Genomic DNA, 21,934 nt, shown 5'->3' with positions numbered 1-21,934 from the left:
CATGCAATTCGGCCGCACCTACGAAGAGTTCACCGTCGGGGACGTCTACAAGCACTGGCCGGGAAAGACGGTCACCGAGTACGACGACCACCTCTTCTGTTTGCTGACGATGAACCACCACCCGCTCCACATGGACGCCAACTACGCGGAGCGGACGACGGACTTCGGCAAGAACGTCGTCGTCGGCAACTACATCTACTCCCTGCTGCTCGGCATGTCGGTGCCGGACGTCTCCGGCAAGGCGATCGCCAACCTGGAGGTCGAGTCGCTGAAGCACGTGGCGCCCACCTTCCACGGCGACACGATCTACGGCGAGACGACGGTCCTCGACAAGACGCCCTCGCGGTCGAAGTCGGACCGCGGGATCGTCCACGTCGAGACCAAGGGCTACAAGCAGGACGGCACGCTCGTCTGCGTCTTCCGCCGCAAGGTGATGGTGCCCACCGAGACGTACATCAAGGAGCGCGGCGGCGAACAGCCGGGCCGCCCCCAGCTCAAGGAGCAGGAGAAGTAGCCATGGCGCGACTCGCCCAGACCGCCGGTCTCACCGACGTCCAGCAGGAAATCCTGGCCACCGTGCGGGACTTCGTCGACAAGGAGATCATTCCGGTCGCCACCGAGCTGGAGCACCGCGACGAGTATCCGCAGGAGATCGTCGACGGGCTCAAGGAGTTGGGCCTCTTCGGGCTCATGATCCCCGAGGAGTACGGGGGTCTCGGCGAGTCGCTGCTCACGTACGCGCTGTGCGTGGAGGAGATAGCGCGGGGCTGGATGTCGGTCTCCGGCATCATCAACACGCACTTCATCGTGGCGTACATGCTCAAGCAGCACGGCACACAGGAGCAGAAGGAGTACTTCCTGCCGCGGATGGCGCTGGGCGAGGTGCGCGGCGCCTTCTCGATGTCGGAGCCGGCGCTCGGCTCGGATGTGTCGGCCATCACGTCGAAGGCGGTCAGGGACGGCGACGAGTACGTCCTGAACGGTCAGAAGATGTGGCTGACCAACGGCGGCACGTCCACGCTTGTGGCGGTTCTCACGCGGAGTGACGAAGGTCATCCCGAGGGGACCGCCCCGCACAAGTCGATGACGACCTTCCTGGTGGAGAAGGAGCCCGGCTTCGGAGAGGTCCGGCCCGGCCTCACCATCCCCGGGAAGATCGACAAGATGGGGTACAAGGGTGTCGACACCACCGAGTTGATCATGGACGGCCTACGCATTCCGGCCAATCGTGTACTTGGCGGACAGACCGGCCGAGGGTTTTACCAAATGATGGACGGCGTGGAGGTCGGCCGTGTGAATGTGGCGGCGCGTGGCTGCGGCGTCGCGCAGCGTGCTTTCGAACTCGGCGTCTCCTATGCCCAGCAACGTCACACTTTCGGCAAGCCCATCGCCCAGCACCAGGCGATCCAGTTCAAGCTCGCCGAGATGGCCACCAAGGTCGAGGCCGCCCATGCGATGATGGTGAACGCGGCACGCAAAAAGGACTCGGGGGAACGAAACGACCTCGAAGCGGGAATGGCCAAGTACCTGGCCTCCGAATACTGCAAGGAAGTCGTGGAGGACGCGTTCCGGATCCATGGTGGATACGGGTTCTCCAAGGAGTACGAGATCGAGCGTCTGTACCGCGAGGCGCCGATGCTGTTGATCGGTGAAGGTACCGCCGAAATCCAGAAAATGATCATTGGTCGTCGTCTGCTCGAAGAGTATCGGTTCCAGGGCTGAGCCTGGCGAGATGTCCTAGTTCGGGGTGTTTTCTTCGCGAAGAAGATCACACCCCGTCAACACTCTTCAGCCGCCGACTCGGCTTCCTGGCTTGCCCAGTTGCGGCTCGCAACCGATAGCATTCCTCGGAAAAGCCGCCGTCCCCCCGTAACCAGCGCGGCCTCATCCGCTACGAAGGTCATCCATGCCCCACAGCCAAACCTCTGCACCTCGCGACGGCTTCCTCGGTGGTCGCCTTGCGCGCGGAGCATCGCCGTGGCTTCTCCCGACCGTCGCCACGGCTGCCCTGAGCCTGGCCCGATCGCGCCGTTCAACGAAGGCAGCAGCACTCGCCGTCCCGACCACCGCTCTGGCGGCCGGCATGCTGTGGTTCTTCCGCGACCCCGAGCGCGAGATCGCCCAGGGCCGGGTCATCTCCCCGGCAGACGGTGTGGTGCAGAGCATCATGCCGTGGAAGGACGGCCGCACCCGCGTCGCGATCTTCATGAGCCCGCTGAACGTCCACGTCAACCGCGCCCCCCTGGCGGGCACCGTGACCTCCGTCGAACACATCCCGGGCGGTTACGTCCCGGCGTTCAACAAGGAGAGCGAGAACAACGAGCGCGTCGTCTGGCACTTCGACACCGAACTCGGTGACATCGAGATGATCCAGATCGCCGGCGCCGTCGCCCGCCGCATCGTGCCGTACGTCCCCCGGGGCACGAAGGTGGAGCAGGGCGAGCGCATCGGTCTGATCCGGTTCGGCTCCCGCGTCGACATCTACCTGCCGGAGGGCGTGGAGATCGACGTGGAGGTCGGCCAGAAGACCGTGGCAGGGGTGACTCGACTTGACCGTGACTGACCCCGAGACCCAGGCCGGCTGGGTGCCGGTGCCCGGTGACGGCGCGGACGGCGTGGCGGACGACGCGGAGGAGATGCCGCTCTCCCTGCGCCTGTCGATAGCGGACACCCTCACCCTCGGCAACGCCACGTGCGGCTTCATGGCGGTCTACTTCACGACGACCGGCATTCTGATCCCGCACATCCAGGGCAGCAACGACTCGGGGATGGCCCGCAGCAGCGCGGCGACCGCCGTGATCCTGATGCTGGCCGCCGCGATCTTCGACCTGTTCGACGGTCTGGTGGCCCGCAAGCTGCGTTCGTCGCCGATGGGCGCCGAGCTGGACAACCTCTCGGACCTGATCAGCTTCGGTCTCGCCCCCGCGTACTTCGTGCTCGTCTACGGCATGGTCGCCAACGACGCGCACCAGAGAGTCGCGGCGGTGGGGGCGATCGTGGTGCTCCTGGCGGTGGTGCTGCGCCTCGCGCGGTTCTCGTGCGTGACGGTGAAGGACGGCACCTTCCAGGGCATGCCCTCGCCGTTCGGCGCGCTGACGGTCGTCTCGATCGTCCTCCTGGAGCTGCCCTTCGTGGCGACGCTCCTCGCGATCATCGGCACCGCGTGGCTGATGGTGAGCCGCGTCGAGTACCCGAAGCCGCGGGGCCGCCTCGCCGTCGCGATGCTCTCGTGGATCGTGCTGAGCATGGGCCTGCTGGCCGCCTGGGCGTTCGACGCCCCCGGCGGGCAGCTCCTGCTCCAGACCGGCTGTGCGCTCCAGCTCGTCCTCGGCGCGGTGATCCCGCTGTTCGCGACGGCCCGCCGCGTGAACAACTTCCGGGACAACCGGCGTGAGGCGCGCGCGGCCCAGCCGTAACCCGCCGCGGAACGGACGAAAGCGGTGGGCCCGAGCCGAAAGGCTCGGGCCCACCGCTTTCGCGTACCCCTTCTACGGGTTCTACGGGGCCTGTGTGTACGCCTTCGCCTCCGCGGCCTCCCCGGGCTCACGGACCACCTTCAGACCGCCGACAGCGGCCTTTTCGGGCTGGAGGATGACCGACTTGGCCGAGGACGGGGCCTTCGGGTCGGTGAAGTCCTGGTCGACGCCGAAGCCCATGTCGTAGCCGCTCATGGAGAGCAGCGCCTTGTCGACGCCCTCACGCGTGAGGTCCTTGTTCTCGCACGCCTTCTTCAGGGCCGCGCCGAAGACGCCCGCCGCGGTCCAGCCGGCGACGACGCCGTTGTCGAGCCCGTCCTTCGGATACGCCTTCTTGTAGTCGGCGACGAGCTTCTTCGCCTCCGGGGTGTCCGCGCCGATGGGCAGCGAGGGCGACGCCACGTAATAGTTGGCGAGCAGGGCCGGGGCCGCCTGGGTGCCCAGGAGCTGCGGGGAGTACGCCGAGTTGTTGCCGATGACCGGCACGTTCAGCTTCGCGGCGGCGGCGACACCGACGAGCGAGGCCGCCTGCCGCGGGCCCGCACTGATCACGATGCCCTTGACGCCCGCCTTCTTCAGGGCGGCGACCTGGGCGGTCATGTCGTTGTCGGTCGGCTTGATCTTCTGCTCGACGACGGTCAGACCGGTCTCCTTCGCCATGAACGTCGAGCCCTTGAGGGCGCTCTCGCCGTAGTCGCCCTCGAAGTAGACGTGACCGAGCTTGTCGCCCTTCTTCAGGCCCTTCTCCTTCATCAGGAAGTCGATCGCGTTGATCGTCTCGATGTCGTACGTGGACCCGATGATGCGCACGTAGGGGCTGCCGAGCAGATTCGACGACCAGGCCTGCGGCAGGACGAGGGCCTTGTCCTGGTCGGTGATGCGCTTCTCGACGGCGGCGACGAACGGCGAGCCGATGAACTGGGTGAAGCCGAGCACCTTCGGCGCCAGCTCGGTGTACCCGGCGACGGCCTTCTGCGGGTCGTAGCCGTGGTCGCGGACGGTGAGCTTCAACTGGTATCCGCAGATCCCGCCGTCGGCGTTGGTCTGCTTCACGTAGAGCTGCTGGGCCTGGGTGACGCTCTTGCCGAGGGTCGCGTACACGCCGGTCATGTCGGTCAGGACGCCGAGGTCGATCGTCTTGCCCGAGATGCCCTTGCCGGTCTTTATCCCGTCCGCGCTCTGCTGGTCGTCGTCCCCTCCCCCGTCCTCGGCCTTGGAGCTGCACGCGGCGGTCAGCGCGAGCAGCGCGGCCACGGCGGTCACCGTGAGCGTGCGAGTGCGGCCAGTACGGGCGATCATGACTCCTCCTGAGGGTGTTTCCGAACACGCCGGGCGGCCAGTTGCACGAGGCCGCCCGGAAGGAAAAGGACCACTGCCACGACGGCGGCGCCGTAGAGGTAGCGGGATGCCTCGCCGGGCGCGACGCCTCCGGTGCCGGGGGCGGAGACGAGCGGCAGGGCGTCGCTGTAGCGGGTGAGGATCTGGGGCAGCAGCGAGACGAACGCGGCGCCCACGACCGCGCCCGCCACCGAGCCGAGCCCGCCTATGACGATCATGGCGAGGTATTCGAGCGAGAGCGTGATGCCGAAGTAGTCGGGCACGGTGCGCTGGAAGATCAGCGCGAGCAGCACCCCCGCGAGGCCCGCGTACATCGACGACAGGACGAAGACGGCGCCGCGGTAGCGGGCCACGGGCACCCCGAGAACGCCGGCGGCGATGCGGTGGTCGCGGATGGCGTTCATGGCGCGGCCCGGCCTGCCGCGCAGCACACCGCGGGCGAACAGGCCGCAGCCGAGCGTGAGCAGGAGCCCCAGGTACCAGAGCTTCTCCGCGGAGCCGAACGGCACGCCCGCGACGGTGAGCGCCTCGTCGTCGAAGGTGAGCCCGAACAGGCTCATGGCGGGCACGTCGCGTCCGTTGGCGCCCCCGGTCAGGCTCTCGGCGTTGAACAGGACGTGCTGCCCGATGAAGATGAGCGCGAGTGTCGCGATGCCGAGGTACGCGCCCTGGAGGCGGCCCGCGATGGGGCTGAAGAGGCCGCCCGCGATCCCGGCGACGACCACCGCGAGGACGGCGGCGAGCCATGGCGGCAGCCCGAGACCGTTCAGCTCCTCGCCGCGCTCGCCCGCGAAGACGCAGTATCCGTAGGCGCCGACGGCGAGGAAGAAGGCGTGGCCCATGGAGAGCTGGCCGGTGGCGCCGGTGAGCAGGTTGAGCCCGATGGCTCCGATCGCGGCGGCCATGGCGAACAGGCCCGCCTGGAGCCAGAACCGGTCGAGGTAGAACGGCAGGGCGAGCAGCAGCAGCGCGCAGGCGGCCAGCGCGTAGGTGCGGCGGCGGGTGAACAGCGTCCGGACCGAGGGGTGGGACGCGGGGGGCTGTGTGGCCTTCGCGGCGGCGAGGGTGTCAGACACGGGCCAGCTCCTTCGTGCCGAACAGGCCCGAGGGCCGCAGCAGGAGAATCACGGTCATCACGAGATAGGGCGCGAGATCGCCGAGCCCCCTGCCCATGAAGGCGAGTTCGCTCTGGTAGCCGGTGGCGAGGGACTCGGTGACGCCGACGACGAGGCCGCCGACGAGCGCGCCCGTGGTGGAGTCGAGGCCGCCGAGGATGGCGGCGGGGAAGGCCTTCAGCGCGGCCAGGGAGGTGGCCCGTTCCAGGCCGGGGGTCGGGAACACGCAGAGGAACAGTGCGGCGACGGCGGCGAGCCCGCCCGCCACGGCCCAGGCGCTGAGCGACACCCTGTGCAGGCGTACGCCCATCAGCGCGGCCGTCTCGCCGCTCTCGGCGGCGGCGCGCATCGCGACGCCCCACGACGTGTAGCGGAAGACGAGCAGGAACGTGGTGATGAGCAGGCCCGCGGTGACGAACGCGGCGATCCGGGTGTGGGCGATCGACACCCCGCCGACGGTGAGGACGGCGTCGCCCCACGGGTCGCCCATGGACAGCACGTCGGTGCCCAGGCGCCGGGTGAGTTCGGTGGTGAGCAGGATGTCGACGCCGATGGTGACGATGGCGAGGACGCTGTGGTCGTGTCCGCGGTAGCGCCGCATGACGAAGAACTCCACGGCGGCGCCGACGACGGCCGCCGCGGCGATGCCGACGCCGAGCGCGGGCCAGAAGCCGATGTCGTCGTGGAGCGAGGCGGTGACGTAGCCGCCGGCGAGCAGCAGGGAGGCGTGGGCGAAGTTGACGACCTCGGTGGCGCGGAAGATGACGACGAAGCCGAGGGCGATGAGCGCGTACACCGAGCCCATCGACAGGCCGTTGAGGAGGAGTTCGAGGAACGTGGTCACGCGGAGGCCTCCCCGTCCGTGTCGCCGTCGGCGGGCGCGCCCAGGTAGGCCTGGACGACCGCCGGGTCGTTCTGGACGCGGTCCGGCGGCCCGCCGGCGATCCGGCGGCCGAAGTCCAGGACCGTGACCTCGTCGGCGAGGCGCATGACGACTCCCATGTCGTGTTCGACCAGGACGATGGAGATGCCGAGGCTGTCGCGGACGCCCGCGATGACGGCGGCGGTGCGGCGCCGTTCGTCGGCCGTCATCCCGGCGACGGGTTCGTCCAGCAGCAGCACGCTGGGCTCCATGCACAGGGCGCGGGCGAGTTCGGCGAGTTTCTGTTGCCCGTAGGGCAGCACCCCGGTCGGGGTGGAGAGTTGGTCGGCGATGCCGACGAACTCGGCGATCTCCCGCACCCGTTCGCGGTGGAGGTGCTCCTCGCGGACGGCGGAGGGCAGACGCAGCCCGGCGGCGAGGAAGCCCGTGCAGGTCAGCCGGTGGCGGCCGAGCAGCAGGCTGTCGGCGACCGTGGTGCGCGGCGGCAGGGCGAGGTTCTGGAAGATGCGGGCCACGCCGAGTCCGGCGATGCGGTGCGGGGGCAGCCCGGTCAGCTCCTGGTCGCCGAGGTGGACGGTGCCCGAGGTGGCCCGGTAGACGCCGGACAGCACGTTGAAGCAGGTCGACTTGCCCGCGCCGTTGGGCCCGATGACGGCGTGCACCGTGCCGGGTTCGACGGTGAGGCTGATGGCGTCGAGGGCGGTGAGCCCGGCGAACCGGACGGTCAGGTCCCGCACCTTCAGCGGCAGGACGCGGGTGTCGGTCGCGGTGGTCATCGGGTACCTCCCCAGCGGCGCAGCGCCGGTGCGTGCGAGGCGCCTCCCGAGGCGTCCGCGGCGGCCGTCTCGTCGACGACGCCCAGGTAGCGGCGGCGCACCTCGTCGGAGCCCGCCAGTTCGTCCGCGGGGCCGTGCAGGGTGATCTCGCCGACCTCCAGGACGTAGGCGTACGAGGCGAGGCGCAGGGCGAGCGCCGCGTTCTGCTCGACGAGGAGGACGGAGACGCCCTGGGCGTTGATCTCGCGGATCGTGTCGGCGATCCGGGCCGCCATCAGCGGGGCGAGGCCGAGCGAGGGTTCGTCGAGCAGGAGCAGGCGGGGGCCCGCCATGAGGGCGCGGGCGACCGCCAGCATCTGCTGTTCGCCGCCGGACAGCAGCCCGGCGCGTTGTCCCGCCCGGTCGGCGAGGACGGGGAACAGTTCGTGGACGCGGCGCAGCGCCGCGGCCTTGTCGGCGCGCGATCCCGTCGAGCCGAGCGCGCCGGCCCGCAGGTTGTCGGCGACGGTCATCCGGGCGAACACCCGCCGCCCCTCGGGTACTTGGCAGACTCCCGCGGCCACCACCCGGTCGGCGGAGAGCCCGCTGGTCCGGCGCCCGCCGAACCGCACCTCGCCGGAGGTGACCGTCCCACCGTGAAATCCCAGCGTGCGCGAGACGGCGCGCAGCAGCGTCGTCTTGCCCGCGCCGTTGCCGCCGAGCACGGTGACGACGGAGCCTTGCGGCACCTTGATCGTCACCCCGCGCAGGGCGCGTACGGGGCCGTAGCCGACCGACACGTCGTCGACGGCGAGGCCCTCCCCTTGTGCATCGGTCACTCTGTGTCCCTTCCTGGACCGGTGGCGCTCACGACAGCACCGCGCGAGCGGCCCGTCCACGGGCGGCCCCCGAATCGCTGCGTGGGCCCAGCCCCCGCCCGCCTCGGTTGTGCGCGCGCACAAGACCCCGTGTCAGGGGCCTGCCGGGGACGGCCGCGGGATGGCATCCTCCGGACAGGCGGATGAGTCCTTTGCCGTCGCTTTACAAGCCGTTGGAGGGGCGATGGGTGGGCGCAGGCATCGCACCGGGCAGGACTGGAAGCTGCTGAAGGAGGCGTGCACGACCCTGTTGGAGCGGGTGCCCGAGCTGGTCGACGAGCATCTGCGGCAACTGTTCGCGTACTCCGACGTGTACGCGCGGGTGCTGCCCTACGACGTCCAGTGGCGGGAGGCCGAGGAGGCGATCCGGATCGGCATCGAGACGATCTCGGCGCCGCCGGAGTCAGCGCGCCGGGATCTGGCCTACGCGGAGGAGGCGGGCCGGCGCCGGGCCGGGCAGGGCCTCCCCCTCGATCTGCTCGTGCACGCCTACCGCAACGCGGGTTATCTCGTCTGGGACGCCCTGATGGAGAGCGCGGGCGGCGAACCGGACCGGCTCTCCGCGCTGATGCGTTCCGCGACGATGGTGTGGGCGGCGGTGGACGCGCAGGCCGAGGCGGCGTCGGAGGCGTACCGGGCCACCGAGCTGGAGCTGCGGCGCCGCACCGACGAGCAGATGCAGGCCCTGCTCGACGCGCTCCTGGAGGGCCGCCCCACGCCGGGTCTGGCGGCGCGGGCGGCGGCCGGGCTCGATCTGCCCGAGCACGGCCCGTACACGGTCGTGGTGCTGCGGGTGGAGCGACGGGACGGACGGGAGGCGTTCCACCGGCGCATCCAGGACCCGGGGTTCCGGTTCGTGTGGCGGATGCGCGCGGACTGCGAGGTGGGCGTGGTCGCGCTCGGCGCGGGCCGCACCCTCGACGAGCTGGCGGCGCTGCTCGACGGGCGCTGCCCGGGGCCCGGCGGGCTCAGTCCGGTCGTCACCGGGCTCACCGAGCTCGGGCACGCGCGCCGCCTGGCCGAACTCGCCCTGCGCACCTGCCCGCCGGAGACGACCGGCGTCGTCCGTCTGGACCAGCGCATGCCGACGGCACTGGTCGTCAGCCAGCCGGATCTCGCACAGCGGCTCGTGTCCGGGGTCTTCGGTGAGCTGCTGTCCCTGGAACCGGCGGACCGGGCCGTGCTCCTGGAGACACTGGACGCGTGGCTGGCCTGCGAGGGGTCCGCCGGGCGGGCGGCCGGGCGGCTGTACTGCCATCGGAACACGGTGTTCAACCGGTTGCGGCGGCTTGAGCAGTTGACCTCGCGGTCGTTGTCCCGGCCGCGGGATCTGATGGAGATGACGCTGGCGCTCGACGCGTATCGGCTGTCCGCCGGGTGAGGGGGGTTCTCGCCGTGGGGGGCGGGTCTCGTCGCAGGCCGCGGGCCGGTGGGGGCTGGTCGCGCAGTTCCCCGCGCCCCTGAGGCATGCGGCTTCGCCGCAGCCCCCTGGAGGCGCAGCGGGGAACTGCGCGACCAGCCACGACGAGACCCGCACCCGGTGACGCGCGGGCGCACTCGCTCAGCTCAGGAAGTCGCCCGCGATGCGCTCCGCCACATCCTCCAGGATGGGCCCCGCCTCGGCGATGCACCGGGCCACGTCCGGCTCCAGGTCCGTCAGGGCGTAGGCGCGGCGGATCCCCGCACGGCCGAGGCTCGCGGGGTCCAGGGCGAGGCGTCCGCAGACCGCGACGACCTCGATGCCCGCGGCCCGCGCCGCCGCGGCGACCCCGGCGGGGGCCTTGCCGTGCAGGGTCTGTTCGTCGAGGGAACCCTCACCGGTGATCACGAGCGTGGCCCCTTCGAGGGCGGGCGCGAAACCGAGGACGTCGAGCATGACCTCGATCCCGGGCCGGAAGCTCGCGCCGAGGCCGACCAGGGCCCCGTAGCCGACGCCGCCCGCGGCACCGGCGCCCGGTGAGGCGGCGTGCTCCCGGGCCTTCGGGCCGACGGACCCGCTCTCGCCGAGCACCTTCGCGTAGTGGGCGAGGGCGGCGTCCAGCGCGGCCACGTCCTCGGGCGTCGCGCCCTTCTGCGGGCCGTAGACGGCGGGTGCGCCCTTGGGCCCGGTGAGCGGGTTGTCGACGTCGCTGGCGAGAACGATCTCCACGTCGGCGAGACGGGCGTCGAGGCCGGACAGGTCGGCGCAGGCCAGCGTCGCGAGGGCGCCGCCGCCGGGTCCGACGGGTGCGCCCGCGGCGTCCAGGAACCGGGCGCCGAGCGCGGCCAGCATGCCGGCGCCGCCGTCGGTCGTGGCGCTGCCGCCGACGCCGAAGACGATCGTGCGGGCGCCCGCGTCGAGCGCGGCGGCGATGACCTCGCCGGAGCCGTACGTCGTCGCGGTGAGCGGGGCGAAGACGCCCTCGGGCAGGAGCTGGAGGCCCGACGCCTCCGCCATCTCCACGACCGCCGTGCCCTCGCGCAGCGCGTACGCGGCGGTCACCGGCTCGCCGAGCGGACCGGTGACCCGCACCTCTCGGCGTTCGAACCCGGCGGCGACCGCCGCCGCCACCGTTCCGTCGCCGCCGTCCGCGACCGGCACGGACACGATGTCGATATCGGGCGCGACCCGGCGCAGCCCCGCGGTCACCCGCTGGGCGACCTGCACCGCGGTGAGCGAGCCCTTGAACTTGTCCGCCGCGATCAACACGTGCCGCGCGGCCTGTGCAGCGTCCGCCACCTTGCTCCCCTTGCTGTTCCGGCCTTGCTCGCGTCAAGGCAGTCGCGCCGGTGCGACCATAACCGCAGGAGGCGTCCGCTGCCCATGGCTGTCCGGGAAATGATCGATCACCTTTCGGAGGTCTCCACAAAGCGGATCGTCCCCTTTTGGTCATCTACGCGCGTTGACAACCCGGGTGGCGACCGGTGAGCTTTCCGTGGACAGTTTTTCCAGCCGGAGCGACGGCGCTCCGGAGCGAAGGGGCTCATTCCGTTGGCCAGGAAGATCATTCTCGACTGCGACCCGGGGCACGACGACGCGATCGCCATGCTGCTCGCGCACGGCAATCCCGACATCGACCTGGTCGCCGTGACCACCGTCGTCGGGAACCAGACCCTGGAGAAGGTGACCCGCAACGCCCTGTCGGTGGCGGCCATCGCCGGTATCACCGGGGTGCCGTTCGCGGCCGGCTGCGCGCGCCCGCTGGTGCGCGAGATCGAGACCGCCGCGGACATCCACGGCGACACCGGCCTGGACGGGCCCGAGCTGGCCGAGGCGACCACCGAGCTCGACGACCGTCACGCCGTCGACCTCATCATCGACACCGTCATGGCGCACGAGCCCGGCGAAATCACGATCGTGCCGACCGCGGGCCTGACGAACATCGCCCTGGCCGTGCGCAAGGAACCGCGGATCGTGGAGCGCGTGCGCGAGGTCGTGCTGATGGGCGGCGGTTTCCACGAGGGCAACTGGAGCCCGGTCGCCGAGTTCAACATCGTCATCGACCCCGAGGCCGCCCACATCGTCTTCAACGAGAAGTGGCCGGTCACGATGGTCGGGCTCGACCTCACCCACCAGGCCCTCGCCACCCCCGAGGTGGAGAAGCAGATCGCCGCCGTGGGCACCAAGCCCGCCGCGTTCGTCCTGGAGCTCCTGGAGTTCTTCCGCGAGGCGTACCGGGAGAACCAGGGCTTCGAGCACCCGCCCGTGCACGACCCGTGCGCCGTCGCCTACGTCATCGACCCGGGCGTCATGACCGTACGCAAGGCACCCGTCGACATCGAGCTGCGCGGCGCGCTCACGCTCGGGATGACCGTGACCGACCTGCGCTCCCCCGCGCCCGCCGACTGCCACACCCAGGTCGCCGTCGAGCTCGACCACGCGCGCTTCTGGGACCTCGTCGTGGACGCTCTCGTGCGCATCGGAACCCCCGGTGAGCACGGTGAGCACGGAGAGCACGGAGAGCACGCAGCATGAACGTCGCCGCCTCCCCCCACACCCCCGCCGACGGCTCCCGCACGAGCCGCCCGGCGAGGGTCGGCGCCCTCATGGTCGCGCTCCTCGCGGCCAGCTTCGCCTTCCAGCTCAACGCGTCGATGCTCAGCCCCGCCCTGACCACGATGGCGGACGAGCTGCACACCACCGCGTCGGCGATCGGCGTCACCCAGACGGCCTTCTTCACGGCCGCCGCGTTGTTCTCGCTGTTCCTGCCGCGCCTCGGCGACCTGATCGGCCGGCGCAAGGTGCTCACCGGGATGATGGTCCTGATGGCCGTCGGCTGCGTGATCTCCGCGCTCGCCGGTTCCGTCGGGACGCTCGCCGTGGGCCGCGTCATCCAGGGCGCCTCGGGCCCCACCATCCCGCTGGCGCTGATCATGCTGCGTGTCGAGGTCCCCGACCCGAAGCGGTACGGCACCCTGCTCGGCCTGGTCACGGCGGTCAACGGCGGTATCGCGGGCGTCGACTCGTTCGCGGGCGGCTCGCTGGCCGAGCACCACGGCTACGCCTCGATCTTCTGGGTCATGACCGGCTTCGCGGCCCTCGCCGCGCTGCTGGTGCGGTTCCTCGCGCCCGACTCGCGCGCCGACGAGCGCCCGCCCATGGACTGGCCCGGCGTCGCGCTCCTGGTCGTCTCCGTCGGCGCCCTGCTGATCGCCTTCAACGAGGCGGGCAAGCTGGCCGACGCGAACCGGCCGCTCACCCTCGGCCTGCTCGTCGTGGCCGCGCTCGCCTTCTGGGCGTTCTGGCGCACGGAGAAGCGGGCCGCGCACCCGCTCGTCACCACACACCTGCTCAAGCGCCGCGCCACCTGGTCGATCCTGCTGTCGACGATGCTGACGATGACCGGCGTCTTCGCCATCATGAACGGCCTGCTGCCCGGCTTCGCCCAGGACACCGCCGTCGGCCTCGGCCTCGGCGCCGAGGGCGCCACCTGGTGGACGCTGACGCCCTACGCGCTCGCAGGCCTCGCCATGGGCCCCCTCGCGGGACGGCTCGCTGCGTCCTTCGGCTACGGCCGCGTGCTGCGCATCGGCCTGATCGCCACCGCCCTCGCCACGGTGCTCGCGCTGCTGACCTTGCGCGCGGATTCCCCGGGGCTGCTCCTGGCGGCCTCGATCCTCCTCGGAGCGACCTACGCGGGCACGGTCAACATCATGCTGAACGGGCTCGGCATCCTGCTCTCCCCCAAGGAGAACCCGGGCTTCCTGCCGGGTCTCAACGCGGGCTGCTTCAACCTGGGCGCGGGGCTCAGCTTCGTCGTCCTCTACGCGGTCATGGACGCGGTCGCCCCCGCCGACGGGTCGTCCGTCGGCGGCTACGGCGCCGGTGTCGTGGCGGGCCTCGTCCTCATCGTGGCGGCCCTGTCCACCTCGCTGCTCATCCCGAAGCCGGTGGACGCGGAGGTCCCCGCCGAGGAGGTCTAAAAGAGAGCGGTGCCGCGTTCGAAGTCGAGCAGGCGGCGCTTGCGGTCCAGGCCGCCGCCGTACCCGGTGAGGCCGCCGCTCGCGCCGATGACGCGGTGGCAGGGCACGATGACGCCGACGGGGTTCTTGCCGTTGGCGAGGCCCACGGCGCGGGAGGCGGCCGGGTTGCCGAGCGCCGCCGCCAGCTCGCCGTAGGTGCGGGTCTCGCCGTACGGGATCCGCCGGAGCTGCTGCCAGACGGCGCGCTGGAAGGGCGTGCCCCGCAGGTTCAGCGGCAGGTCGAACGTGGTCAACTCGCCCTGGAAGTACGCCGTGAGCTGGTCGACGGCGGCGCCGAAGGGCCGGTCGTCGCGCGCGCCGAACGTCTCCTCGGCGGGGCGGTGGCGCTGCTCGGTCATGTACAGGCCGGACAGGGCGCCGTCGGTGGCGACGAGGGTGAGCGGCCCGTAGGGGCTGTCGATGACGGTGTGCTGCTTGTGTTCCTTGCGTTCCATGGCCGTACGTCCTTACGCGGGCAGGTGGTTGACGGGGTGGCTGTCGGTGGCCCACAGGTACTGGACGGCGTACGCCCGCCAGGGCCGCCAGGCCGTCGCACGCGCCGTGAGGGCGGCCGGGGTGTGCGGCAGTCCCGACTCCCGTGCCGCGCGCCGCATCCCGAGGTCGGTGGGGACGAAGGCGTCCGGGTCGCCGAGGGCGCGCATCGCGATGACCTCGACGGTCCAGGGCCCGAAGCCGGGCAGTGCGCCGAGCCGCGCGCGGGCCTCGTCCCAGTCGGACTCGGGACCCAACACCAGCGCGCCGTCGGCGAGTTGTCGTACGAGTGTGGTGAGCGTGGTGCGGCGGCTGCGCGGCAGGGCCAGCGACTCGGGGTCGAGGGAGGCGAGCGCGGCCGGGGACGGGAAGAGGTGGGTGAGGCCGCCGTCGGGGTCGTCGATCCGTTCGCCGTGGGCCTGGACGAGGCGGGCCGCGTGGGTGCGGGCGGCGGCGGTGGAGACCTGCTGCCCGAGCACGGCCCGGACGGCGAACTCGGCCTCGTCGACGGTGCGCGGCACCCGGCGGCCCGGCGCCTTGTCGACGAGGGGCGCGAGCAGCGGGTCGGTGCGCAGCCGGTCGTCCACGGCGACCGGGTCGGCGTCGAGGTCGAGCAGGCGGCGACAACGGCTGATGGCGACGGTCAGATCACGCTGGTCGGTGAGGACCAGACGGCAGCCGATGTGCTGGACGCCGGGGGTCAGGGCCACGACGCCGTGGCCGTGGGGCAGGCGGAGCGTGCGCCGGTACGCGCCGTCGCGCCACTCCTCGACGCCCGGTACGGCGGTCGCCGCGAGGTGTCCGAAGAGGTTGTCGGGGTGGAGGGGCGCGCGGAACGGCAGCCGGAGCGTGATCGCGCCCGGTGCGCTCGGCAGGCCCTTGGGGGCCCGTGCGCGCAGCTCGCCCGGGGCGAGTGCGTAGACCTCGCGGACGGTGTCGTTGAAGGTGCGGATCGAGGCGAACCCGGCGGCGAACGCGATGTCGGCCATGGGCAGCCCGGTGGTCTCGATGAGCAGCCGCGCGGTCTGGGCGCGCTGGGCGCGGGCGAGGGCGAGCGGTCCCGCGCCGAGTTCGGCGAGCAGTTGCCGTTCGATCTGGCGCGCGCTGTAGCCGAGGCGGCGGGCGAGGCCCGGGACGCCCTCGCGGTCCACGGTCCCGTCGGCGATGAGCCGCATGGCGCGGGCGGTGAGGTCGGCGCGCTGGTTCCACTCGGGCGAGCCGGGGCTGGTGTCGGGCCGGCAACGCTTGCAGGCCCGGAACCCGGCCTGCTGGCAGGCGGCGGCGCTCGGGTAGAACACCATGTTCCGCGGTTTGGGCGGCACGACGGGGCAGCCGGGGCGGCAGTAGATGCGGGTGGTCAGGACGGCGGTGAAGAACACCCCGTCGAACCGGGTGTCCTTGGCCTGCACCGCGCGGACACACCGCTCGGTGTCGGTGTGCATGGCGGCGGTCCCGGCCTCCGCCGGAGTGCGCGGGTCGCCGGGGGCCGTGTCGAGTTCCTTGTCGAGTGCCTTGTCGGGTGCCGTGTCGAGTTCCTTGTCGGGTGCCTTGTCGGGTGCCTTGTCGAGTGCCTTGTCGGGTGCCTTGTCGGGTGCCTTGTCGGTGGGCATGGTTCAAGGATCATGGATGGTGAGCGGGTCGGCTGGCGAGAATCCGACATGGAGGTCAGCCGGTTCCGTCGCCCTTCCCGGGGGCGGATGCGGGGGCTTCGACGGAACGCAGCGCGGACACCGCACGGGCGGCCAGATCGGTCATCCCGGTGTGCAAGGTGAGCCGCAGCGCCCCCGCCAGCACGCCGACCGCCTCCCGCAGCCGCTCCTGATCGACGTCGTCCGAGGCCCGTGCGAGCACCAGGAGAGCTTCACCGAGGCACACGAAGGCGAGCGCCGGGCCGCGGGGGTTCTCGGTGGACGGCGCGTCGGCCTGCCGGGCGTGCGTCGCGTACAGGTCCACGGCCCGCCGCGCCGCGCTCGCCCTCTCCTCAGGGCGGTGCGGACCGGTCAGCGCCTCGGCTCTGAGCGCCCACAGCAGCGCGGCACGCTCGGTGTTCGGCGGGCTCTGCCCGGCGTTCAGGGCATCGTCGACCACCTCCAGCGCCTGCGCCGGGTGCCCGGTGGCAAGGAGCAGGCCGACCAGGTTGACGACAGCATTGTTGAGATCGAGAGCCGTGGCCCTGCCGTGCACGGCTTCGTCACGCAGGATGCGTACGGCCTCGCGGGCCGGGGCCAAGCCCTGCGCCGCCCGGTCGGGCAGATGCCGGCAGGCGAGATCCGACAGGCTCAGGGCGAGCCGCAGCCTGCCGTCGGGGACGTGCCCGGCGACCTCGCGGCGCAGCCGGACGGCCTCGGCCACATCGGCGAGACCGCCCTCCCGGTCACCGTGCGCGGCACGCCGGTTGCCGCGCCGGTTCAGCAGGTCGGACCGGTCGAGGCCGGGCCGGGCCGTGGAGCGCGCGCCCGCGTCGTACAGCTCCGTCGCCCGGTCGAGGGTGCTGAGGGCCCGCCCGGGAGCACCGAATGCGTCGAACGCCTTCTCCAACTCCAGGAGGGCGTCGAAGAGTTCGTCAGGACCGCCCTGGCCGTCGGGCTCCTCGGCGAGGTCGAGCAGGATCTGTACGGCTCCGTTGGCCGCACGCAGGGCCAGTCGGTACTCGCCCCGGCCACGGCGGACCGCGGTCAGCTTCCTGAGCACCTCGACCAGGCGTGGGCGGATCGTCGCATCGTGCGGAGCGCGGGCGCGGCACCACTGTTCGGCCTCGGCCAGCGCTTCGGCGGCGGCCCCGCTGTCACCGGCCTCCCGCGTGCAGGTGGCGGTCATCTCCAGGAGGCGGACGACGTGGCGGGCGTACGGTTCCGGTGTCCTGCGGGCCAGGGGGCGCAGGCAGCCGAGCGCCTCCTCGATCAACGTCAGCGCGGCGGCGGGCTGTCCGGCGCGCATCCGGACCTCGGCCGCCTGGGTGAGAACGCTGCCGAGTTCGGCGCGGCCGCTGTCCGGGACGGACCGTGCCCGCTGCCGGGCGCGTGGGAGCGTGCGGTCGAACACCTCCGCCGCCTCCTCGGGCCGTCCGGCCAGGTCCAGTTCGCTCGCGAGGTTGCCCTGCCAGCCGTACGACTGGACCGCGGAGATCCGGGCCTCGGGGTCCTTCAGGTGCTCGCCGATCTCTTCGAGCGAGGCCACCGCCTCGTCGTGGCGGCCAAGTCTGCCGAGTACCAGGGCCCGGGTGTTGAGCGCTCCGAGCAGTCGGCTGAGGCCGTCCTGGGCGTCGAGGGCGGTACGTCCTGTGCGGACGGCCTCGTCGGCAAGGGGAAGGGCTTCCTGCGCGCGCCCGGTGTCGGCCAGATTGAGGGCCGACAGGCTGAGCGCGGTCACCAGGCAGGGCGTGTGCTCCTCCCCTTGTTCCCGTACGAGGGTGGCGGCCACCCCCTGCAAGAGCTGGAACAGGTGATCGGTGTTCTCGGTGTCCTGGCGGGCGCGTGCGACACCGCCCTGCGTCAGCCGCCAGGTGAGCTGTTCGAGAGCCACCACGAGGTCGGACAGGAGCTCGCCCCGATCCTCCTCGCCGCTCCCGTCGGAGAGCTCCTTCATCAAGCCTTTGACGAGCACGTACGCGATGTGCAGCGCGGCCCGTCGCAGGGCCTCACTGTGCTCGGGCATGACGTGGAGCATCGCGACGAGCATGTCGTGCGGGAGCTTCGCCGGCGTGAGGAGCAGGTCGACGGCGCGGACGACGGGCGCGGGGTCCGTCAGTTCGGAGACGGCCGCCACCGCGACGGGGCCGAGCCGGGGGCCGTGCGCCGCGATGAGCCGGGTGACGCTCTCGCCGAGGTCGGGCTCCTGCTGCCAGCCGCGGCCGAGCGCGATGAGGGCCTGGTAGGAGAGGCGGGCGGGCAGTGCGGGCAGGAAGGTGTCGAGCAGGTCCGGGAAGACGCGGACCGTCTCGGCCACGTGGTGTTCCGCGAGCCGGTCGGGGCGCGGCGAGTCCCAGGCGAGCGCGGCATCGCCCGGCGGATAGAGAGCGGCGAGCCAACCCGCCACCTCCAGGAGGCGGTCCTCCGACTGATCCCGCAGCCCCTGCATCGCGCGCAGGGCGGTCAACGCGTCGGACTCACCGGCGGGGCGGACGAGGCAGGCGACGACGACCGCCCGGCGCCGCGCCCGCTCGGACAGTGTCAGACCACGCGCGGCGGCGACCCTGTCCCCGTAACGCCACTCGTGGTCGAGCAGGGCCGCTTCGGTGCCATGTCCGGCGCCCGCCCGTTCCGGCACCGGTTCGGGGCCGCTCTGCAACAGGGCGACCAGCAGGTCCCTGTGCCGCTCCAGGGCGGTGGGCGTGCACATGCCGCCCTCTTCGTGGTCCGCAGGACCGTGCAGCGCCTCGGCGAGCGGCGCCCACTCGGTGCCCTCGTACTGGTCGAGGCGGGACAGGGCCGCGGCGAAGGCGTCGACGACCGCGGCGCGGTGGACATCGGCCTGGCCGTCGGTGGGGTCCAGCGCGGGCAGAGTGCGTGCGGGCCGGGCCAGTTCGGCCGCCGTCGGGTGGCGTGCGCGCAGCGTCCCCCACCATTCACCGGAGCCACGGGCCAGCAGGAGCAGACGCAGCGCCCGGCCTCCGCGGCGCTCGGCGAGCGCGGCGAGCAGGGCGCCGAGCGCTCCGGAGCGGCCCTCCGCGTAGTCGACCGCCAACAGGACGGGAGCCTGTGACCGCGTCAGCGCCCGCAGGGTCCGTTCGGTGGGCGTGGTCTCGGCGAGCAGACCGGCGATCCAGCCGTGCGCGCGCATACGCCGGGTCAGTTCGCGGGCGAAGCGGGTCTTGCCCTGACCGCCGGCTCCGGTGAGCAGGAGCAGGGACACGTCCTCGGCGCCCGCGGGCCGTGCCGTGCACCACTCCTCGCCCTCGGCGAGCAGATCCTCCCGCCCGTGGAACGGCACGGTCTCGGCGTCCGCGCGGAGCAACCCCAGCGGTGTGACGGGACGGTAGGGCAGATGCGGGGCGAGAAGAGGTGCCAGTTCCACGGACTCCACGGTCAACGGGGTGCCGGACGCCTCTTCGACCAGGCGGCGGAACTCGGGGTCGGCGGCGAGGAGTTCGACGGGTACGGCCTCGACCCTGCCGTGCCGCCAGTGCGCGGGATCGACGATGATGACGCCGGTCAGGAGATCACCGCAGAACAGGGCGGCGCCCGAGGTACCGGACCAGGGGGAGTCGCCCAGATCGCCCGGAGCGTTCCCGTCGATGACGGCGGCGTAGCGACGACCGCGCCTGCGCCCTCCCAGGTTGATGGTCCCGGAGAGGTGTTCGCAGTCGCGCCGGCCCGCCACGACGGGGGCGATGTCGGGGAAGCCGATGGCCTGCCACGGCTCGCCCCGGTCGCCCCCGGTCAGCCGCCCCCACCGCTGTACGTCACCGACGACGGGGGTACGCCGGGGGTCCGCGGTGACACGGAGCAGGGCCGCGTCGACGGTGTCGTCGTCACGGCGCCAGACCACCTCGCAGGGCAGCCACGAGGTGTCCGTGCCCCCCGCCTGTCCGGTGGACTCGGCGTCGAGCGGCTGCACTTGGACGTGGGGGCCGCCCGCGACGACATGCGCGGCCGTCAGGACGAGCCGCGGCGCGATCAGATAACCGGACCCGTACTGCCCGCCCCAGACGGTCATGACCCGGTCCCCCGCGTCGTACCGCATCACCGCACCCCCCTTTCCTCGCCCCGGCCTTCGTCACCGGGCGCTCACGCCGCGTTCAGGAGACCGGCGGCGGGGGTGGCGGGGTGCCCTTCCGGGAGGCGATGCGGGCAGCCTTGCCCTCCTCGTCCACGGGGTTGAGCGTGACCTTGAGCCGACTCGTGGCGGTACTGCCGCCCGCACCGCCCGCCGACGCGTTCACCACCCATACCTTCACACCGGCCTGGGCGGACCTGTCCTTGCGCACATCCACACCGAACTCCATCTCGATCAGGCCGAGTTCGAAGAGGATGCGCTGATCCTTGCCGTCATCGAGGGCCGCTTCGAGCTCCTGCCGCACACCGCGCACGGCGTCGGACAGACCGACCCAGGGTTCCTGTTCCACGACGGGCTCCGTTCCGGCCGCACCGCCGGGAACGGCCTGTTCACCTGCGGCCAAGGTAATGCAACTCCGGCCGCGGCCGGGGGCGTTCGACCGCGCCGACCCTCAGGGCGCCCACCGGTCACCGGGCCGCCTCCCGCACACGGGCGCGCACACCCCTCCGGGTGACACGAGAGGGGCGCGCGAAGGTGGTTCGCCCGCCCCCCTCGCGCAACGCGCGCCCCTGACCTGCGAGGAATGAGCCAACACGACAAATCAGCCGCGCTGTTGGGACGATATGACTGGTTTTCGGGGTTCTTTTCTGTGCCTACAGTCGTGCCGCTGATTCGTTTCCCCGGCGGTCGTACGCGGCCGTCACCAGGAACAGAGCGAGGTTCGAGTGACCGTAGCCGACCGTCCCGCAGGGGCTCCTTCTGACCGCACGGCCGCGGTTCTGGAAGGGCTCGCGGGCTGTGTGCCTCCGCGCCGGGTCCCGAACGCCGAGCTTCCGGCCGCCTGGGGCGTCGACGACGCCTGGGTGCGGCGGCGTACCGGCGTCGCCACCCGCCATTGGGCGGGGACCGGGGTCCGCACCGGTGACCTGGCGCTGGAGGCGGCCGGCCGGGTGCTGGCCGGCCTGGAGGGCCCCGAGCCGGACACCGTCCTCGTGGCGACCTCGACGCCGGACCGGCCGATGCCCGCGATGGCGCCGCACCTCGCGGCCCGGCTCGGGCTCGGTCCGGTGGCCGCCTGGGACGTCGCGGCGGCGTGCAGCGGCTTCGGCTACGGCCTGGCCGCGGCGGCCGGGGCGCTCGCCGCCGGGCACGCGCGCCGGGTGCTGCTGGTCGCCGCCGAGGTCTACTCGACGCTCGTGGACCCCGCCGACCGGGCCGCCGGTGTGGTCTTCGCCGACGGTTCGGGCGCCGTGCTGCTGCGCCGGGGCACGTACGGCGAGCCGGGCAGCCTGCTCGCGTTCGACCTGGGCAGCGACGGCAGTGGGCACGAGCTGATCCAGGTCCCGGGCGGGGGCGCGGCCGAACGCGCCGGGCCCCTCGGTGACGCCCCCGCCGACCGGCATTTCCGGATGGCCGGCCGTGCCGTGTACCAGCACGCGGTGGTCCGGATGACCGAGTCGTCGCGGCGGGTCCTCGCCCGCACCGGCTGGAGCACCGACGACGTGGACCGGTTCGTCGCCCACCAGGCCAACGCCCGGATCCTCGACGCGGTCGGCGAGCGGCTGCGGCTGCCCGCCGCCCGACAGGTCAGCAACATCGAGCGGGTCGGCAACACCGGCGCCGCCTCCCTGCCGCTGGCCCTCGCCGACGCCGCGTCGCGCGCCGAACTGGACGTAGGGGCGAAGGTGTTGCTCACCTCGTTCGGCGCGGGCCTGACCTGGGCCTCCGCGACGCTGCTCTGGCCGGACCTGCCGGCGGTCGCGCCGGTCGACGCGGGTGTGACACCGGTCGGCACCGACGCCGCGCCCGCCACGGCCTGCCCCTGACACCGCGTCACCAT

At 72.1% G+C, this 21,934-nt stretch carries 18 protein-coding genes; 8 read left to right on the top strand and 10 right to left on the bottom strand.

Features of this window, described 5'->3' with window-relative positions:
• Position 1: 1 nt before the first annotated feature.
• The 4 genes from ACIRF8_RS16940 (at position 2) to pssA (ending at position 3,416) form a co-directional block, all read left to right on the top strand.
• Complete coding sequence (locus tag ACIRF8_RS16940) at positions 2-514, top strand: MaoC family dehydratase (protein ID WP_404215482.1); 513 nt, start codon at positions 2-4, stop codon at positions 512-514.
• Positions 515-516: 2 nt separating this feature from the next.
• Positions 517-1,722: an acyl-CoA dehydrogenase family protein gene (locus ACIRF8_RS16935; protein WP_404215480.1), complete on the top strand. Its 1,206-nt coding sequence runs from the start codon at positions 517-519 to the stop codon at positions 1,720-1,722.
• Positions 1,723-1,906: 184 nt separating this feature from the next.
• Positions 1,907-2,563 (top strand): phosphatidylserine decarboxylase, encoded by a 657-nt coding sequence (locus tag ACIRF8_RS16930; RefSeq protein ID WP_404215478.1) that lies wholly within the window; start codon positions 1,907-1,909, stop codon positions 2,561-2,563.
• Positions 2,564-2,636: 73 nt separating this feature from the next.
• Positions 2,637-3,416 (top strand): CDP-diacylglycerol--serine O-phosphatidyltransferase, encoded by a 780-nt coding sequence (pssA, locus tag ACIRF8_RS16925; RefSeq protein ID WP_404215921.1) that lies wholly within the window; start codon positions 2,637-2,639, stop codon positions 3,414-3,416.
• An 81-nt stretch (positions 3,417-3,497) separates the two neighbouring features.
• Here the strand turns inward: pssA and ACIRF8_RS16920 are convergent, their stop codons facing one another.
• The 5 genes from ACIRF8_RS16920 to ACIRF8_RS16900 are packed head-to-tail and all read right to left on the bottom strand — an operon-like array spanning position 3,498 to position 8,406.
• The gene (locus tag ACIRF8_RS16920) at positions 3,498-4,775 is read right to left on the bottom strand and encodes an ABC transporter substrate-binding protein (protein WP_404215475.1); all 1,278 of its coding nucleotides are present in this window, start codon (positions 4,773-4,775) and stop codon (positions 3,498-3,500) included.
• Positions 4,772-5,890: a branched-chain amino acid ABC transporter permease gene (locus ACIRF8_RS16915; RefSeq protein WP_404215473.1), complete on the bottom strand. Its 1,119-nt coding sequence runs from the start codon at positions 5,888-5,890 to the stop codon at positions 4,772-4,774. Before ACIRF8_RS16915 ends, ACIRF8_RS16920 begins: the two co-directional genes overlap by 4 nt.
• Entirely contained in the window at positions 5,883-6,773 is an 891-nt protein-coding gene (locus ACIRF8_RS16910) for a branched-chain amino acid ABC transporter permease (protein WP_404215471.1), read from the bottom strand. The genes ACIRF8_RS16915 and ACIRF8_RS16910 overlap by 8 nt, the downstream gene beginning before the upstream one ends.
• Positions 6,770-7,588, bottom strand: coding sequence for an ABC transporter ATP-binding protein (locus ACIRF8_RS16905; RefSeq protein ID WP_404215469.1), 819 nt, complete (start codon positions 7,586-7,588; stop codon positions 6,770-6,772). The genes ACIRF8_RS16910 and ACIRF8_RS16905 overlap by 4 nt, the downstream gene beginning before the upstream one ends.
• The gene (locus ACIRF8_RS16900; protein ID WP_404215467.1) at positions 7,585-8,406 is read right to left on the bottom strand and encodes an ABC transporter ATP-binding protein; all 822 of its coding nucleotides are present in this window, start codon (positions 8,404-8,406) and stop codon (positions 7,585-7,587) included. The genes ACIRF8_RS16905 and ACIRF8_RS16900 overlap by 4 nt, the downstream gene beginning before the upstream one ends.
• Before the next feature lie 223 nt (positions 8,407-8,629).
• Here ACIRF8_RS16900 and ACIRF8_RS16895 point away from each other — a divergent pair, with 223 nt between their 5' ends.
• Positions 8,630-9,826, top strand: a complete 1,197-nt coding sequence (locus ACIRF8_RS16895) for a PucR family transcriptional regulator (protein ID WP_404215465.1) — start codon at positions 8,630-8,632, stop codon at positions 9,824-9,826.
• Positions 9,827-10,006: 180 nt separating this feature from the next.
• Here ACIRF8_RS16895 and ACIRF8_RS16890 read toward each other — a convergent pair whose 3' ends face one another.
• Positions 10,007-11,164, bottom strand: a complete 1,158-nt coding sequence (locus ACIRF8_RS16890) for a glycerate kinase (protein ID WP_404215463.1) — start codon at positions 11,162-11,164, stop codon at positions 10,007-10,009.
• Positions 11,165-11,416: 252 nt separating this feature from the next.
• Between ACIRF8_RS16890 and ACIRF8_RS16885 the strand changes: the two genes are divergently transcribed.
• Complete coding sequence (locus ACIRF8_RS16885) at positions 11,417-12,400, top strand: nucleoside hydrolase (RefSeq protein ID WP_404215461.1); 984 nt, start codon at positions 11,417-11,419, stop codon at positions 12,398-12,400.
• A complete protein-coding gene (locus ACIRF8_RS16880) occupies positions 12,397-13,848 on the top strand; it encodes an MFS transporter (protein WP_404215459.1) in 1,452 nt (483 codons plus the stop codon). Before ACIRF8_RS16885 ends, ACIRF8_RS16880 begins: the two co-directional genes overlap by 4 nt.
• Here ACIRF8_RS16880 and ACIRF8_RS16875 read toward each other — a convergent pair.
• From ACIRF8_RS16875 to ACIRF8_RS16860, 4 genes are all read right to left on the bottom strand, one after another.
• Positions 13,845-14,342 (bottom strand): methylated-DNA--[protein]-cysteine S-methyltransferase, encoded by a 498-nt coding sequence (locus ACIRF8_RS16875; protein ID WP_404215457.1) that lies wholly within the window; start codon positions 14,340-14,342, stop codon positions 13,845-13,847. The genes ACIRF8_RS16880 and ACIRF8_RS16875 overlap by 4 nt on opposite strands.
• A gap of 12 nt (positions 14,343-14,354) precedes the next feature.
• Entirely contained in the window at positions 14,355-15,821 is a 1,467-nt protein-coding gene (locus tag ACIRF8_RS16870; protein ID WP_404215919.1) for an AlkA N-terminal domain-containing protein, read from the bottom strand.
• A gap of 223 nt (positions 15,822-16,044) precedes the next feature.
• The gene (locus ACIRF8_RS16865) at positions 16,045-20,061 is read right to left on the bottom strand and encodes a trypsin-like peptidase domain-containing protein (RefSeq protein ID WP_404215455.1); all 4,017 of its coding nucleotides are present in this window, start codon (positions 20,059-20,061) and stop codon (positions 16,045-16,047) included.
• A gap of 55 nt (positions 20,062-20,116) precedes the next feature.
• A complete protein-coding gene (locus ACIRF8_RS16860; RefSeq protein ID WP_404215453.1) occupies positions 20,117-20,443 on the bottom strand; it encodes a trypco2 family protein in 327 nt (108 codons plus the stop codon).
• A gap of 376 nt (positions 20,444-20,819) precedes the next feature.
• Between ACIRF8_RS16860 and ACIRF8_RS16855 the strand changes: the two genes are divergently transcribed.
• Positions 20,820-21,920 (top strand): beta-ketoacyl-ACP synthase 3, encoded by a 1,101-nt coding sequence (locus tag ACIRF8_RS16855; protein ID WP_404215451.1) that lies wholly within the window; start codon positions 20,820-20,822, stop codon positions 21,918-21,920.
• The last annotated feature ends 14 nt before the right edge of the window (positions 21,921-21,934 follow it).

This window comes from Streptomyces sp. NPDC102406 (genome assembly GCF_044765725.1).
Classification (GTDB): domain Bacteria; phylum Actinomycetota; class Actinomycetes; order Streptomycetales; family Streptomycetaceae; genus Streptomyces.
This window is presented reverse-complemented; position numbering and strand designations above follow the sequence as displayed.